The sequence below is a fragment of the Algivirga pacifica genome (genome assembly GCF_039543525.1).
Lineage (GTDB): Bacteria > Bacteroidota > Bacteroidia > Cytophagales > Flammeovirgaceae > Algivirga > Algivirga pacifica.
In genome coordinates, this window is the sequence record NZ_BAABJX010000036.1 from 60,207 (window position 1) to 76,044 (window position 15,838).

Here is a 15,838-nt window from a genome sequence, read left to right on the forward strand (position 1 = left end):
ACAATACATGAATTCACAACACCACCACTTCCTTTTCGGTAATTACCGGAAATTGATTGCGCTCATCGCAATCCTGTTTTCTGCCCTGCCACTATGGGCACAAACGACGCATTCCATTCAGGGAACGATCTCCGACGAATCAGGCATTAGTGTACCCGGTGCCAGTATTCAGGTAAAAGGAACGACCCAAGGTACCGTAACCGATATGAATGGTCATTTCCAACTTAACCTGAATAGTGAAACAGCAACACTGTTGGTATCTTTTATCGGCTACTTATCACAAGAAGTAACCGTTACTCCTCAACAAACACGCTTTGATATCACACTTAAAACAGATATCCAGCAACTGGAGGAGGTCGTAGTCATTGGTTATGGTACACAAAAGAAAAGTGACCTGAGTAGTGCGGTCTCTACGGTAAAAGCGGAGGAAGCGAATAAACTAGCCGCAGCCTCTCCGGCTCAAATGCTACAGGGACGTACTTCTGGCGTTTCCGTTATTAGTGGTAGTGCTCCGGGCGCTGCTCCTTACATCAAGATTAGAGGATTAAGCTCTTTTGGTGATGTACAGCCACTATATGTAATTGATGGTATTCCAGGTGGAGATATTTCGATGCTTTCACCAGATGACATTGCTTCTTTTGAAATCCTGAAAGACGGTGCAGCGGCTGCCATCTATGGTTCATTGGCTGCCAATGGTGTAGTCTTGATTACCACCAAGTCCGGTAAGAACAACCAACCTACCCGCGTTGATGTCAACCTTTATGCTGGTATACAGGAAGCTGCTGCTCATTTCCCTATGGCCAATGCACAGGAATGGTATAATATTCTGGAGCAATCTTATAATAATTCTATTGCTGACGGTGCGCTAACAGAAGCAAACAAACCACTTTACCTTCAAGCAGGTTCTGGCTTTGATCTAAGCAACTATGCCGATACTGACTGGCAACAAGAAACCTTGAGACAAGGTCGTATCCAAAACTACTCCGTAGGTATTTCAGGAGGTAGCGAAAATTCCAACTATAACCTGTCCATGAACTACTTTGATCAGGAAGGAGTAGTGATTAACACTGGAAGCAAGCGCTATAATTTCCGTTATAAATCTTCTTTCGAAAAAGGGAACCTGAAAGTCTCTCCAAATATCTTCTACAGTCACCAAACGACTGCACACAACACGATTCGTATGGCTTATATGCTACGTTCGTTACCAGTAGTGTCGGTCTATGACGATAGTAAAGAATCAGGGTATGGCTACCTGAATGAATTTGGAATCCGAAGTGGCGCCAACCCGGTAGGACAATCAGACATCATCCGCAACAACAGTACGCGTGATCAGCTACAAGCTAACTTAGGCTTGCAGTACAAGCTTTCTGACAGTTTCCGTCTGATTGGTAATGCCGGTTATGGAAAGTCTTTCTATAAAAACCGTTACTTCTTCCCTAAGTATACCTTAGCCTCTGATACACGCCGTGAGGACCCTTACCTAAGCGAAACACGTTCAGAATGGAGTGAACTAAACTATGACTTTACCGCCAACTACAATACTGAACTTGGCAAGCACTCTATTGGCGCTATGGCGGGTATTGTCGGTTACCGTTACGATTACCGTAACCTGGACATGAATGTAGTGGGTGGCGCGATCTTCCCTGACTTTGGTGGTTTGGAACCTTCCTTCAACAGCATGCAGGCAGGGGATTTCCTAGGTGCAGGAGGAATGCAAACGGTTACCCGTTTCAGTGTAATGAGCCGTATCAACTACAACTATGACGATAAGTACTTGCTACAAGCAACCGTTCGTACTGATGGTTCTTCCAAGTTTGGTGCAAACAACCGTTGGGGTACATTCCCATCTGTATCCGGTGCATGGAAAATCAGTAACGAAGACTTCTTTGAAGGTGCCAAAGAAGTGGTTAATGAATTAAAGTTCAGAGGCTCTTATGGTATTCTTGGAAGGGAAACGACTTTAGGTGCTTACTCAAGACAGGCATTGGTACAAAGTGGTTACTGGTACGTATGGAACAACACTCCGATCGGTGGTATAGGGTCTTTTGAGATGGCTAATGCTGACCTGGCATGGGAAGAAGCAGAAACGATTAACATCGGTGTAGATGCTGGTTTCTTTGAAGATAAACTATTCGGTACGTTCAACTATTACCAAAACAACTCTCAGGCATTGTTGATGCAAGAGCCTAACACGCCTATGTCGGCAGGGGTTAGCCCTCCAATTGTCAACCTGGGAACCATCTCAAACCAGGGTATCGAGATTGAGCTGGGTTACAGAGGAGAAGCCGGAGACTTCCAGTACAGCTTTACAGGGAATATGACAACCATTGACAATAAAGTGGTGGAACTAGGTTCGGAAGAAGGGGTATTACCAGGAGGTGATATTGCCTATACCGGAGCACAGACCTTCTCTAAAGTAGGTGCACCTGTTTCCCAGTTCTATATGTTTAAGACCAATGGTGTCTTCCAGTCTCAGTCAGCAATAGATAACTATGTAGGTCCGGAAGGAGACCTGATTCAACCGAATGCCAAACCGGGAGATGTGATTTATGTAGACGTGAATGGAGATGGTATTATTGATTCCAATGATATCACGGATGTAGGTTCTCCACTTCCTACACTGGAATATGGATTGAATGCCAGCCTAAGCTACAAAGGACTTGACTTATCGCTTTTCTTCCAAGGGGTATATGGCAACAAGATTCTAAATGTAAATGCTTATGAATCGGAAGCACCTAACTCTGGTTACAACATCGCTTCTAAACTATTGGATGCATGGACACCGGAAAATCCAACAAGTACAATTCCTAGAAACGTACAGGTAGACAACAATAACAACTATATGATGTCTGATCGCTTCCTGGAAGATGGCGCTTACCTACGCCTGAAAAACATACAGCTAGGCTATACATTACCATCTACCGTATTGGAGAAAGTTCACTTCTCAAAAATGCGTTTCTATGTGAATGCCGATAACCTATGGACATTGACCAACTACCAAGGATTCAATCCTGAACTAGTTCCTGCCAATGCCCTAACACAGGGAATTGATTATGGCAGCTATCCTATGTATCAAACGATCACGGCAGGTATTCAGGCAACTTTCTAAACTTCGAACAATATGAAACTATACAATAAATTATTCGCGTCATTCTTTCTGGTATTCAGTCTAGTCTCCTGTGACAGCTATCTGGAGCAAGTATCTCCGGATCAGCCTACAACAGATCAAACATGGGTAAGCTACGAAGCCGCCGAAAAATATATGGCCAGTACTTATTCTTATATGCAAGCCAATGGATGGCGTTATCATGAGTATTTTTATTTACCACAAAACTTCAGAGCAGATGATATACACCCTGAGTATGGGACAACAGCATGGAGTTATCTGGGGCGTATTGTAGGCTTTAACAATACGGCTTCTGATGGTGTCCCTTCTGTAATGTGGTACTACTGGTACAAGGGCATTAAGTTGTCTAATGACTTAATAAAAAATGTGCCGGAAATGGACGTCTTGACAGAAGAGGAAAAAGAAAGTATGGTAGCAGAAGCACGTTTTCTTCGTGCATGGTACCACTTCAACCTATTGAAAAACTTCCATGAGATTGTACTGGTCACAAAAGTAGCTGAAACTCCTAGTGAGTTACAGTTGCCAGGTAGTAGTAAGGAAGCCGTTTATCAGCAACTTGAAGAAGACCTTTCTTATGCTGCCCAGCATCTTCCAGCACAGTGGGAAGATGCTTACTGGGGCAGGGCTACTGCCAATGCCGCAAATGCTTACCTAGGAAAAATTCTTTTGTTCCAGGGAAAATGGCAAGAGGCGTTGACAGCCCTAGACAAAGTAAGTGGTCATGAGCTAGTAGCAGGCACTGAATATAGAGGCTTATTTGATGGTAGTATGGAAATGAACTCAGAAGTGATCTTCTCGGGTGCTTTTACAGCACAGCAGATGGATGCCCTTGGCTTATACCACCAACTAGGAGTAGCTATGGCTCCGGGAGAAATTAATGGTGGGTGGCATATGGCCTCGATCTCGGATTACTATATGAATGCCCTGGAAAGTGGTGATATCCGTAAAGCTGCAACCGTGGTAGAGCACGGAGAAACTTTTGATGGAGAAACGATCCTGTTTGATGACCCTGAGTTCAATATGAGTATTAAGTATATGGAATCGTTGGAGTCTATCACGACTAACCGCAGTACGGTAGACCTTATCTTTATGCGCTATGCGGATGTTGTTCTGATGCAAGCAGAGGCACTTTATGAACTAGGCAGAGAAACAGACGCCTTAAGTAAAGTAAACCTGATTCGAGAAAGAGCTAACCTTGCTCCTTCTTCAGCTTCCGGTACGATTCTAAGAGATGAAATTCGTACACAGCGTATGATTGAGCTAGTAGGAGAAGGTCATCGCTTCTATGATTTAGTACGATGGAAAATTGCTGCCGAACAACTAAATGCTTCCGGACAACAGTATGCGGAAAACTTTGAGGAGAAACACCAATACTTCCCGATTCCATTGGAAGAGGTACAGAGAAACCCTAACCTTACCCCAACACCTGGGTTTTAAGTTTTAAGTGATGAGTTATGAGTTATGAGTTATGAGTGAAAAAAATAATTTATAACTCATCACTCATCACTCATAACTTCTATTTTTGTAGAAAAGGGATTTTTTCCATTCTTCAACTCTTTAACAGCACCACGTAGTGGTTTAAAATTGCATTACACTATGGTTGACTTTTTACGACAACAGTACGGGCTATCTTCTGCACGAATCAAGAGGCTAGTAGGATATGATAACGTGAATTATCTAGTTACGGCGGGCAACAAAAAATACATTTTCAAGACTTATGATGATGCTGAGATGCTTCCTTGGCTGGAGATGGAAACTCGCATGTTATGCTATCTTCAGGAGCAAACTGAAAGCCCACAGCAATACCCTGCCCCTATCGCCAACCATAAAGGAGATTATGTATTTCTGGCAATTATAGAAGAAGGTAAAACAGCTCAACCTGTACGATTGCTCAGCTTTGTGGATGGCGAGTTCTTAGGAGATATCAGATGGACAGATGATACCTATGCCTCTTTAGGAGAATTTCTGGCAAGAATGGATTTGTCATTATTATCGTATAAGGATATCACGCTGAAGGCTAAACAGTCACCATGGGACTTGCAATACCTACATTTGAACAAGTCTTTCATTCACCACATACCACAACCGGAAAAGCGAAAACTGGTTACCTACTTCTTTCAGCAGTTCGAAGAGCAGGTACGGCCACATTTCGACACCTTACGACAAAGTATTATTCACAATGATGCTAATGAATGGAATGTCCTATCAAAAAACGGTAGTGTCAATGCTATTATAGATTTCGGAGATCTAGCCTATACATTTCTAATTAACGAGTTGGCCGTATCTCTCACCTATATGTTGATGGGACAGGATCAACCCTTGGAAAAAGCGGCCATTACCTTAAATCATTACCATCAGATCTTACCACTAAAGGCGTTAGAAGTTGATTTACTTTATTACCTGATTGCAGGCAGACTATGCACCAGCCTTTGTCAATCGGCTTACTCCAGAGCGAAAGACCCTACTAATACTTACGCCAGCAGTAGTGAAGAAGGCGCTTGGGCTTTATTGGACAAATGGTTTACCATTAACCCGACACAAGCTAGCAATACCTTCCGTGAAGCTATCGGTGTGGCTACAAAAGAAGTCCCTGCCTCTGATGAAGCCTTGGCGTATAGAAACGAGCATTTGAGCAGTATTCTTTCTGTAAGCTACAAGAAGCCTATCTATATGGAAAGGGCAGCATTCCAGTATATGTATGATCGCTACGGCAACACCTATCTGGATGCTTACAACAATATCCCTCACGTAGGGCATATGCACCCTAAAGTAGTGGAGGCAGGGCAACGACAGATGGCCCAACTCAATACCAATACCCGCTATCTATACGATGAACTACCAAAATATGCAGAGAAATTATTAAGCTACTTCCCTAAGAAGTTGAATAAGGTATTCTTTGTGAACTCAGGAAGTGCTGCCAGTGACCTTGCGATGCGATTGGCGACAACCCATACGCAGAAAGAGCAATTGCTGGTGATGGAGCATGGCTATCACGGCAACACACAAAAAGGTATCGACATTAGTCATTATAAGTTTGGCAATAGCAAAGGGCAGGGACAAAGGCCACATATCCTTAAAGCCACGATTCCAGATACTTACAATGGACCTTACCAAAACAATGACGGTACTGCTGGCAAGCAATATGCAGAAGATGTTATTCGCATGTTGCAAGATCAAAATGCAGACATCGCCGCATTTATTACAGAACCTGTGGTAGGTTGTGGAGGACAAGTACCTTTGGCGAAAGACTATCTTAAAACACTATATCCTTATATCCGTTCACAAGGAGGTGTGTGCATCAGTGATGAGGTGCAAACTGGCTTTGGTCGATTGGGAGAGGTATTCTGGGGATATGAAGCACAAGAAGTTACCCCTGATATTGTGATCTTGGGGAAACCTATTGCCAATGGGCACCCTATGGGAGCGGTCGTTACGACTACTGAGATTGCGGCCTCTTTTGAACAAGGCGTGGAGTTTTTCAGCTCTTTTGGTGGGAACCCTGTCTCTTGTGCCATTGCTGAATCTGTATTGGAAGTCATGGAAGAAGAGCAACTGCAAGAGAATGCACGCCTTACTGGATTACATTATACACAGCAATTGAAAGAATTGCAGCAGACCTATGCCTGTATAGGAGATGTAAGGGGAAGTGGCTTGTTCCTGGGGGCCGAGATTATTGATCCTTCTACCGGAAAAGCGGATACCGAAATGGCTTCTTATATCAAGAATTATTTAAGGGAAAAGTATATTCTGATCAGTACGGATGGCCCTTATGACAATGTGATCAAGAGTAAGCCGCCATTGTGTTTTAGTAAAAGGGATGCGGAGCAGACAGTGGAAACTATTGCTGAAGCTTTACAAAAATACTATGAATAATGACATTGAGCGAGGACGCTCAAATGATGTTTTGGTCTTCGCGAGGACACAAAGACCAGTTTCTACTAGTGGACTAGACGCCAAGTAAACTTATAGTTAAATGCTGATTTTAAGGGGTTTAAGGAAGAAGGATAAAGGATTACTATCCATAGGTTTCTATTCCTTTATCCTTCTTCCTTCCTCCTTTATCCATTTGGAAGTAGTCCCTTTATTTCTATCAGAAAGACCACTAGTGACTAGAAACTGGTCTTAGGCTCTACCACGTCATGTAATGATAAGACCTAAAGCAGATTCGCACTACGTAAACGACGACTCCTATTTTGTTAAGTTGATAGTATTTCCATTTAAAACAGTCATCTGTTTTACTTCTTAACATACTTCGTTAGGATAACTATCTGCTGCCCATTTACCTTTCCTTCTATATGTTCAGGATTATCATGCACTAAAGAGATGTTACGTACCGCAGTTCCTCTCTTGGCTGTAAAGTTGGCCCCTTTCACATTCAAGTCTTTAATTAAGGTTACGGTATCCCCTGCTTCCAATACATTGCCGTTACTATCTTTATGGATTAATGCAAACGCCCCATCTACCGGATCTTCCTCTAGCGTTTCTTGTGCCCTTGCCATCAGATCTTCCTCCATATATACCTGATCCAACAAATCTTGTGGCCAACCTTCTTTTCTTAACCTGTGTAACATACGGTAAGAAACAATCTGTATTCCTGGAACAGCGCTCCATATGCTATCATTAAGGCAACGCCAATGATTGGCATCCATTTCTTCTTTTTCTTCGATCTGGTCATGGCAGGTTGGACAAATCATTAAGGCCTGCTCTGCATCATTTTCTATCACTGGAGGTACGTGATAGATCTGTAAATCGGTATCTGCTCCACATAGTTCGCAGACATAATTACCTCTATCCAACAATTCGTGCTCTAGCTTACTGGGATTACTCATATCATTTATCTTTTATCTGTGGTGATGGATGTTTAGTAGTTAGTAATAAGTGACTAATGATTCGCTATATATTCATCATTACCCCTCTAAAATACTCACATCATAAACAGTGCTTTTCATAGTTATTTATTTATAACAACAAGTTCTAAGAGCTTGAAAGCACAAAAGTATAAAAATAAAAAATAGATCTATGATGACCCCTGAAGTGATCGTTTAAATCAGAATCACTTTAAATATAGATGGTATTGTTTCTTTTGAAGAAACTCTTCATCGACAAGTATTAAATCATCAATTCCTCCCATTATCTTTTTAGATCTTCTGAAGAACTTATATATTACCAAAGAATCTTCAAATAATTATCTTTTATAAATAAACTAATCAATGAAGAAATTAACTTATCTAGTGTTAGCGGGGGCGACCCTATTCTCTTGTGCAAAGCAAGACAACAATACCGAAACTGGTAAATATAACCTGAAAATGAACTTTGCGGATGCTGCTTCAGGAAAAGCCGTTCTACATAACGGAGAGAGCAAGGATACTGTGGCCATTGTCAATCATCTTGCTAATTTCACAGGACATATAGCCTCTCCTGCCATGGTTTCTGTAGAAGTTATTGCCGATTCTTTGGATAGACCTTTTGGGACTTCTCTATTTCTGGAAAACAGTGATATAAAAGCTACTATTACAGAAAAAGGAAGTGAGAAAGAAATCACAGGCTCCACCGCCCAGGATGAGTTGAAAAGCATTGAGGATAACTTCCCTGGCAAAGCACAAATGGATGCTTGGATGGAAGAGTATAGGGCTGCTGCCAAGGCAGGTGATGAAGCAAAGATCAAAACACTACTTCCTACCTATGATAGTTTAGATGATGCAAAGAAAGCTTATTATGCATCACAAGTAGCGCAATACAATAAGAGTCATGCTATGGCCTATCTGATTACACGTATGACTTATTCTACTCCAGTAGACGAGATCGAAGCTATGACCAAAAAATTTGCTCCTGAAATGGCCGATACAAAATATGTGAAGCGCCTAATGGAGCATGTAGAAAAAGAGAAAGCATTGGCAATTGGAAAAGAAGCTCCTGATTTCACTTTGGCAGGACTTAACCAAACCGATTCTGTATCTCTTTCTGACTTTAGAGGAAAATACGTATTGGTAGACTTCTGGGCTACTTGGTGTGGTCCATGTATGAGAGAGCTTCCTGAGATCAAAGAAATCTACGCACAATATGCAGGCGCTAACTTTGAGATTTTTGGAGTTTCTCTGGATAATGATGGAGATAAATGGAGATCGATTGTAGAGAGTAAAGAAATGACGTGGGCACATGCCTCTGACCTGAAAGGATGGGGAAGTGCAGCTGGTAAGATTTATAATGTTCGTGCAATTCCTAATAATGTCTTGGTAGGACCTGACGGTACTATTGTGGCTAAGAACCTTCACGGAGAAGAGTTGGGAAATAAATTGGAAGAAGTACTAGGTGCTGTCTCTAAAAAATAAAAATATCCTAACTATGGGCGACCACAAGGGTCGCCCTTACTTATTACTTGCTCCAACGGTCAAGGCTAATTTCTTTAGTGATCGTAGAGTCACCTACTACCAAAGAAACTACTGCCAGTTTATCACAAGTACCTTCACCAAAATCAACAGTTAATGTTTTACCATCTGCCTCAATAGACTTCTGTCCTGAAGTTGGCAACCAGAACATTTTCTCTGCGATATCACAAGCCAATGTAGAAGCTACCGGCGTCTCTGAGTCAACAGTTGTCTTATAAGACACCCCTGCCTTGTTTACACCTTCTGCAGTTCCTACCAAAGTTCTTGGCGTTTCAGAATCTAGCAAAGTACCTGCAGTCAAGGTCCACGCTGCTGAACGGCTAGCAGTTGATCCATCAGCAAATGTGATACTTCCGTCTTCCAACGTCACATCATATACAGAGCCTTCACCTTCTACTGCAGTAAATGTTCTTGTACGTGTACCATTCAATACTACACCATCAACCGTATAATCCTGGAAATCGGTCACCAGTGATAGTTTTCCGGCTACCGCTTCCTGAAGCGACTCAAAAGAAGCTACGACAGCTATCTTACCAGCAAACTCTGACTCCTCGATCATTACCCCCTCAAAATTCAATACAAATGAAATAGAGCCTGCCTGGATTACCCAATCCTCTACTTTAGGACCTCCTTCTGTTACTCTGAAATTATTATTTGAAGAAGACATGTTTTGCAATGCAAATGCCTCTGCATTTTCGAACTCAGCATCTACTACTACATCATTATTGACCATTTGTACGTCGGCACTTGTAATTTCTGTTGCCGTTGGGTCATTCTCTTTATTACATGCAGTAAATGCCACAGAACCTACTGCTACTACTGTTAAAAGTCTTGTCGTAAATTTTCTCATTCGAGTATAATTTAAAGTTGATATTAAAAAAACACCTTGTTAGGTGATTGTTTATTCACCGACAATATTATCAAAAACCCGACCAATAAACCACTGATATTTATATTTACTCATAGAATCCTATCAATATCAACACTTTCTATTAACTTGATAGTGTATCAAATAGGCATGTTTTAGATTATTTAACCACTTTCATTGCTTGATATCATTTCTTCACCTTAATTCGTTAATAAATCTTTTTATACTATAAAACCGGAGAAACTCCAACAATAAACCACTAACACATTCCACTAACAACCATGAAACAATACAGAAGAACCGCTAGACGACACCCCATACAATATTACATTGATGGCATTCTGAACGGAAACAGAATTACGTTAAGCCAAGCCATTACACTAGCCGAAAGCCAGCTTCCATCTGATCAGCAACTTTCTGAGTCTATCTTAACGGAACTACTTCCACATACCGGAAAAAGTATACGTATTGGCATTACCGGAGTACCTGGTGTGGGAAAGAGTACATTTATTGAAGCCTTTGGAGCACTACTGACTCAGGAAGGGTATAAAGTTGCCGTTCTTACTATAGATCCTAGCAGTCCCAAAACCAAGGGAAGTATTCTAGGCGACAAAACCAGAATGGAAAAGTTAGCGGCAAACCCCATGGCTTATATACGTCCTTCTGCTTCTGGCAACACCTTGGGAGGAGTAGCCGCTGGTACCAAAGAGAGTATCCTGTTATGTGAAGCGGCAGGGTATGATGTGATTCTAGTAGAAACCGTTGGCGTAGGACAATCAGAAATAAGCATACGTGAACTCACGGACTTCTTCTTACTACTAATGCTGGCCGGTGCAGGAGATGAGTTACAGGGCATCAAAAAAGGTATTATGGAAATGGCGGATACGATTGCCATCACCAAAGCGGATGGGGATAATATCACGGCCAGTAAACTGGCTAAAAAATCTTATCAGAATGCCCTTCACCTTTTTGCTCAGTCCGAACAGGATTGGTACCCCAAAGTATTTACCTGCTCTGCATTGGAAGGAAATGGTATGCATACTATATGGAAGGAAATTTTACGCTTTGAGTCCCATATGAAAGAGCGCGGATACTTTCAGCAAAGACGAAAAGAACAAGACCTCTATTGGATGCATCAGTATATTAACGAGCAACTTCACAAGCATTTTTATCAAGACACTAGCATTCAAAAAATGCTATCTATTAAAAAGGATAATATATTGAATGGAGAAGAACTACCTATCCAAGGTGCCAAGGTCTTATTGGAGCAATACTTCAGTTCTATCACCAAGGCATAGAAAAACCTCCAGTTTTCCGGAGGTTTATTTTTTTCAGATAATAAATTAAGCGGCCTTTTTCACAGCCTTAATCATTTCGATACGGGTTTTGTTCTTGGCTTTGCGGCGACGTCTTACGCCGTATGAGCCTTTCGTAATTTTTCCTCTTCGGGTTTTCTTGTCTCCTTTTCCCATAATTCATTCAGTTTAGTAATTAATAAATAAGGTTATTTAAAATACAAAACTTAATAATGAATTAATATACTTTTTCGATATTTTATTTCAATAAAAAATCAATATCATTAATAATGATGGTGATGAAGTCTCGCCCTCCAAATTGCACGCAAACCACAAAACAAAGCCATCCCCCCTACTCCTGTAAAGATTAGTGCAGGTAACCCACCTTCTCCCATCAGCATTAAACTGCCTAACAGTGTTTGCAACACTCCTAATATTACATAGCCAATACTTCTGTCCATAGCGTAAATCAATTTACAATTGGAATAATATAATAATGTTCTGCACTGCTATTATACATAATAAAACCCATATATCCTACCTACCATATAGACTTATTATAACTCAATGATAAACTTATAACTAGACGCCACTTTCACACAGTTTAAGGATAAAGGAGGAAGGAGGAAGGAGGAAGGACTATTAATTACTCTCCAGCGATTGTATTCTTCATCCTTTACCCTTTGTCCTTTATCCTTATGTCGGGGCGACCACAAGGGTCGTCCTTCCTTTATCCTTGCACCTCTATTTGTATCAGAAAGCTTAGTCTTTAGTTTACTAATGAACAATACTGACCGTAAACGGACGGTTCACAAACACCAATAACGATACAATATATTGGTTATCAATTATTTAAATAATACAGGAATAAATTTGGCATCATTACTACCTAAAAAAGAGGAATAAAATATTCCCATTTAACTAACCCAGCATCACCTATTATTCTAGTGTCAAATTTTAAATATCATGAAAATTAAGAAATCTATCCTTCTCGCTTTTGTAGTAAGTATTCTTACACTCTCTTCTTCTACTTTGTATGCCCATGACGAAGGAGATAAGAAGACTCAAAAAACTGTTGAAATGCTAAGAAATACCCTAAGTAAACCCAACAAGCAAACGTGGCAAATGTACTCCAAGGCTGCTCAGTTGTGTATCAATCGAGGTATTAACCTAGAAGAAGCAAAAGAATGGATTGATAAAGCGGTTACGCTTAACCCAAATGAATACACCCTGGAAATCATGGGAGACTTTTATTATCGTTCTGAGATGGTAGAGGAAGCATGGAAATACTATAGAGAAGCCTTATTAGCAGGAATGAACAATAAAGATCGGGAGCTTATTCATCGTCTTCAGTATAAGATACTCCGTGTAAACGACTACCTTAAGCAATAAGGGCTACCTCAACAGCAGTGTGCTCTTATTCACAGATAATATCAATTAAATATTGATATTATCTTATTCCTCCTTGTATCTTTAGGTGAACCAATCCCATAAGATATGCTAGATTTCATCATTGTTGGCGGAGGACAAGCCGGATTATCCATGGCTTATCACCTGCAGCAACTCAAACAAAACTTTTTGATTGTCGATAAAGAAAAAGAGGTAGGCGCTTCCTGGCTCAACCGATGGGATTCCCTAAAACTATTCACCCCTACAGAATTCAATCATCTCGTAGGATATCCTTTTCCGGCACCTAAAGGGTTCTATCCTAACAAATGGGATGTTGCTAATTATTTTAAGGAATATGTCAGCCATTTTAATATCCCTATCCAATTAGATACACTTGTTACCTCTATTGAGAAAAAAGATGACTTCTTTGAATTGACCTCTCAACATGGCATCCTAAAAGCCCGAAATGTCATTATCTCTACAGGTCCTTTCCATACCCCTTATACTCCTCCTTTTGCGAATAAAATCACCAAAGGAATCTTACAAATTCACAGTAACTATTATAAAAACCCAGAAAGTTTACAAGAAGGTGCTACTGTAGTTGTTGGTGCGGGAGACTCAGGATTTCAGATTCTGGAAGAAATTGCCAACACTGGACGTACTGTCTACTATGCAGGAGAAACGAATGTCAGCACCCTTCCACAAACCTTCCTGGGAAAAACATTATGGTGGTGGTTTACCAAAACAGGGTTCCTGAAGTTCAATAAGTATAGTTGGATAGGAAAACGTATACAATCCGGCAGACAACCTGTTATTGGAACGGATGTCAAAAAGATCCTTCGCAAGGAAAATATCATTCCTGTAGGCCGAGCAATCAATGCAGATGAGCAAAGCATCACCTTTGAAAAAGATCGTATCAATAACATTAAAAATATTGTTTGGGCGACAGGGTATCGTCCCAACTTCTCCTGGATACAAGGACTAGAACTAGACAAACATGGTTATCCCAAAAACCATAGGGGGGTGAGTGCTATCGAGGGACTTTACTTTATTGGGTTGCCCTGGATGCATACGCGTTCCTCTGCTACCTTGGGAGGAGTATCGGAAGATGCGGCTTATCTGGCTGATATTATTCAAAAAAAGCGTAGCTAAGACAGCTACGCTTTTCGTATGAATCGTATTAACCTTGGCGACTAATAGGTCACCCTTTTCTTTTCACTATTAGATGTGCAGTGCTCTATCCTCCGTAGCTGCCAAACAAGCTTCCTTGATTGACTCTGTATACGTCGGGTGTGCATGTGACATACGTGAGATATCTTCTGCAGAAGCTCTGTATTCCATCGCTACTACTCCTTCTGCAATCATATCAGCCGCTCTTGGACCAATAATGTGCATACCAAGAATCTCGTCAGTCTCAGCATCTGCCAATACCTTTACCAAACCATCTGTATCCATAGAAGCACGAGCACGTCCAGAAGCTTTGAATGGGAATGCTCCCGATTTGAACTTACGTCCTTCTTCTTTCAGTTCCTGCTCTGTATATCCAACACTAGCAACCTCAGGCCACGTATATACTACCCCTGGGATCAACTTGTAATTGATGTGCGGTTTTTGTCCGGCAATACTCTCTGCTACGAAAACACCTTCTTCCTCTGCCTTGTGTGCCAACATCGCACCTTTTACCACATCACCAATAGCATAGATACCTTCTACATTGGTTTGTAGGTGTCCATCAACCTCTACTCTACCTCTGTCATCCAATTTTACACCAGCATTTTCCAACCCTAGTTTATCTGTGTATGGACGACGACCAATAGATACCAAACAGTGAGATGCTTTGATCTCAATTTCTTTTCCTTTCTTGTCTTCCGCCTTGATGACTACTTCTTCGCCTTCTGTTTTTACAGAAGTTACTTTTGTCTTCAAGTGGAATTTAAAGCCTTCTTTCTTAAGCACACGCTGTAGCTCTTTACCCATAGCAACATCCATAGTAGGGATGATTCCGTCCATAAATTCCACTACAGTGACCTGTGCCCCTAGTCTTCCGTATACGGACCCTAGTTCAAGACCGATTACACCACCACCGATAATTACCAAATGCTCTGGTACCTCATCCAAACTTAACGCCTCCGTAGAAGTAATCACACGCTTCTTATCAAACTCGATAAATGGCAACATGATTGGCTTAGAACCTGTTGCGATGATTGTCTTGTCTGTTTTAATTTCCTCAGTACCGTCTTCCTTCTCGATCTTGATCGTGTTCTTATCTACAAAAGAACCAAATCCTTTATAAACATCGATCTTGTTCTTCTTCATCAGGTACTCAATACCATCACATGTTTGCTGAACCACTTCCCCTTTTCTTTTCATCATCTGAGGGAAATTGATTTTTGGCTCTCCAATCTCAATACCGTGTGTCGCAAACTCATGTTTTGCTTTATGGAAATGCTCTGAAGAGTCCAATAGTGCCTTAGAAGGAATACAGCCTACGTTCAGGCATGTTCCTCCAAGGGTATTATATTTTTCGATCAATGCAGTCTTCATTCCTAGCTGTGCACAACGGATTGCTGCAACATACCCACCAGGACCTGAGCCGATTACGGTTACATCATACATATTTTAGAGTGGTTTGTGGTTAGTGTTTATTAAAGTTGTTAGGGGTTGAAGATTGAAGAATAGAGACAGTCTCAAAAGTCAGTAGACTGTAGTGATAAACCGCCATTGGTCGTAGGCAGGAGCCTACGACCAGTATCTACTACTTTTTTAGGACAGT

General features: G+C 41.2%; 13 protein-coding genes. 8 read left to right on the forward strand and 5 right to left on the reverse strand.

Annotation, left to right across the window (positions count from 1 at the left end; all coding sequences use genetic code 11):
- Positions 1-7: 7 nt before the first annotated feature.
- From ABD985_RS12305 to ABD985_RS12320, 4 genes are all read left to right on the forward strand, one after another.
- Positions 8-3,109 carry a SusC/RagA family TonB-linked outer membrane protein gene (locus ABD985_RS12305; protein ID WP_345372159.1) on the forward strand — a complete coding sequence of 1,034 codons (3,102 nt, stop codon included), beginning with the start codon at positions 8-10 and terminating at the stop codon, positions 3,107-3,109.
- Between the two features lie 12 nt (positions 3,110-3,121).
- On the forward strand, positions 3,122-4,564 hold the full coding sequence (locus ABD985_RS12310) for a RagB/SusD family nutrient uptake outer membrane protein (protein ID WP_345372161.1): 1,443 nt from the start codon (positions 3,122-3,124) through the stop codon (positions 4,562-4,564).
- Positions 4,565-4,723: 159 nt separating this feature from the next.
- On the forward strand, positions 4,724-7,000 hold the full coding sequence (locus ABD985_RS12315) for an aminotransferase class III-fold pyridoxal phosphate-dependent enzyme (protein WP_345372163.1): 2,277 nt from the start codon (positions 4,724-4,726) through the stop codon (positions 6,998-7,000).
- A gap of 100 nt (positions 7,001-7,100) precedes the next feature.
- A complete protein-coding gene (locus ABD985_RS12320) occupies positions 7,101-7,253 on the forward strand; it encodes a hypothetical protein (RefSeq protein WP_345372165.1) in 153 nt (50 codons plus the stop codon).
- A gap of 109 nt (positions 7,254-7,362) precedes the next feature.
- Here ABD985_RS12320 and ABD985_RS12325 read toward each other — a convergent pair whose 3' ends face one another.
- Entirely contained in the window at positions 7,363-7,956 is a 594-nt protein-coding gene (locus ABD985_RS12325; protein WP_345372167.1) for a PhnA domain-containing protein, read from the reverse strand.
- A gap of 381 nt (positions 7,957-8,337) precedes the next feature.
- On the opposite strand from ABD985_RS12325, the gene ABD985_RS12330 reads away from it, so the two are divergent.
- Positions 8,338-9,456 carry a redoxin domain-containing protein gene (locus ABD985_RS12330; protein ID WP_345372169.1) on the forward strand — a complete coding sequence of 373 codons (1,119 nt, stop codon included), beginning with the start codon at positions 8,338-8,340 and terminating at the stop codon, positions 9,454-9,456.
- Positions 9,457-9,499: 43 nt separating this feature from the next.
- Here the strand turns inward: ABD985_RS12330 and ABD985_RS12335 are convergent, their stop codons facing one another.
- Complete coding sequence (locus ABD985_RS12335) at positions 9,500-10,363, reverse strand: hypothetical protein (protein ID WP_345372171.1); 864 nt, start codon at positions 10,361-10,363, stop codon at positions 9,500-9,502.
- Between the two features lie 299 nt (positions 10,364-10,662).
- Here ABD985_RS12335 and meaB point away from each other — a divergent pair, with 299 nt between their 5' ends.
- Positions 10,663-11,679: a methylmalonyl Co-A mutase-associated GTPase MeaB gene (gene meaB / locus ABD985_RS12340; protein ID WP_345372173.1), complete on the forward strand. Its 1,017-nt coding sequence runs from the start codon at positions 10,663-10,665 to the stop codon at positions 11,677-11,679.
- Positions 11,680-11,724: 45 nt separating this feature from the next.
- Here the strand turns inward: meaB and ABD985_RS12345 are convergent, their stop codons facing one another.
- On the reverse strand, positions 11,725-11,853 hold the full coding sequence (locus ABD985_RS12345) for a 30S ribosomal protein THX (RefSeq protein ID WP_345372175.1): 129 nt from the start codon (positions 11,851-11,853) through the stop codon (positions 11,725-11,727).
- A 107-nt stretch (positions 11,854-11,960) separates the two neighbouring features.
- Complete coding sequence (locus tag ABD985_RS12350) at positions 11,961-12,137, reverse strand: hypothetical protein (RefSeq protein ID WP_345372177.1); 177 nt, start codon at positions 12,135-12,137, stop codon at positions 11,961-11,963.
- 505 nt (positions 12,138-12,642) lie between these two features.
- Here ABD985_RS12350 and ABD985_RS12355 point away from each other — a divergent pair.
- Together ABD985_RS12355 and ABD985_RS12360 are read left to right on the forward strand one after the other, a co-directional pair.
- Complete coding sequence (locus tag ABD985_RS12355) at positions 12,643-13,068, forward strand: tetratricopeptide repeat protein (protein ID WP_345372179.1); 426 nt, start codon at positions 12,643-12,645, stop codon at positions 13,066-13,068.
- 105 nt (positions 13,069-13,173) lie between these two features.
- Positions 13,174-14,217: a flavin-containing monooxygenase gene (locus tag ABD985_RS12360; RefSeq protein WP_345372181.1), complete on the forward strand. Its 1,044-nt coding sequence runs from the start codon at positions 13,174-13,176 to the stop codon at positions 14,215-14,217.
- 69 nt (positions 14,218-14,286) lie between these two features.
- On the opposite strand, the gene lpdA is transcribed toward ABD985_RS12360, so the two are convergent.
- Positions 14,287-15,681 carry a dihydrolipoyl dehydrogenase gene (lpdA, locus tag ABD985_RS12365; protein ID WP_345372183.1) on the reverse strand — a complete coding sequence of 465 codons (1,395 nt, stop codon included), beginning with the start codon at positions 15,679-15,681 and terminating at the stop codon, positions 14,287-14,289.
- Between the last annotated feature and the right edge of the window lie 157 nt (positions 15,682-15,838).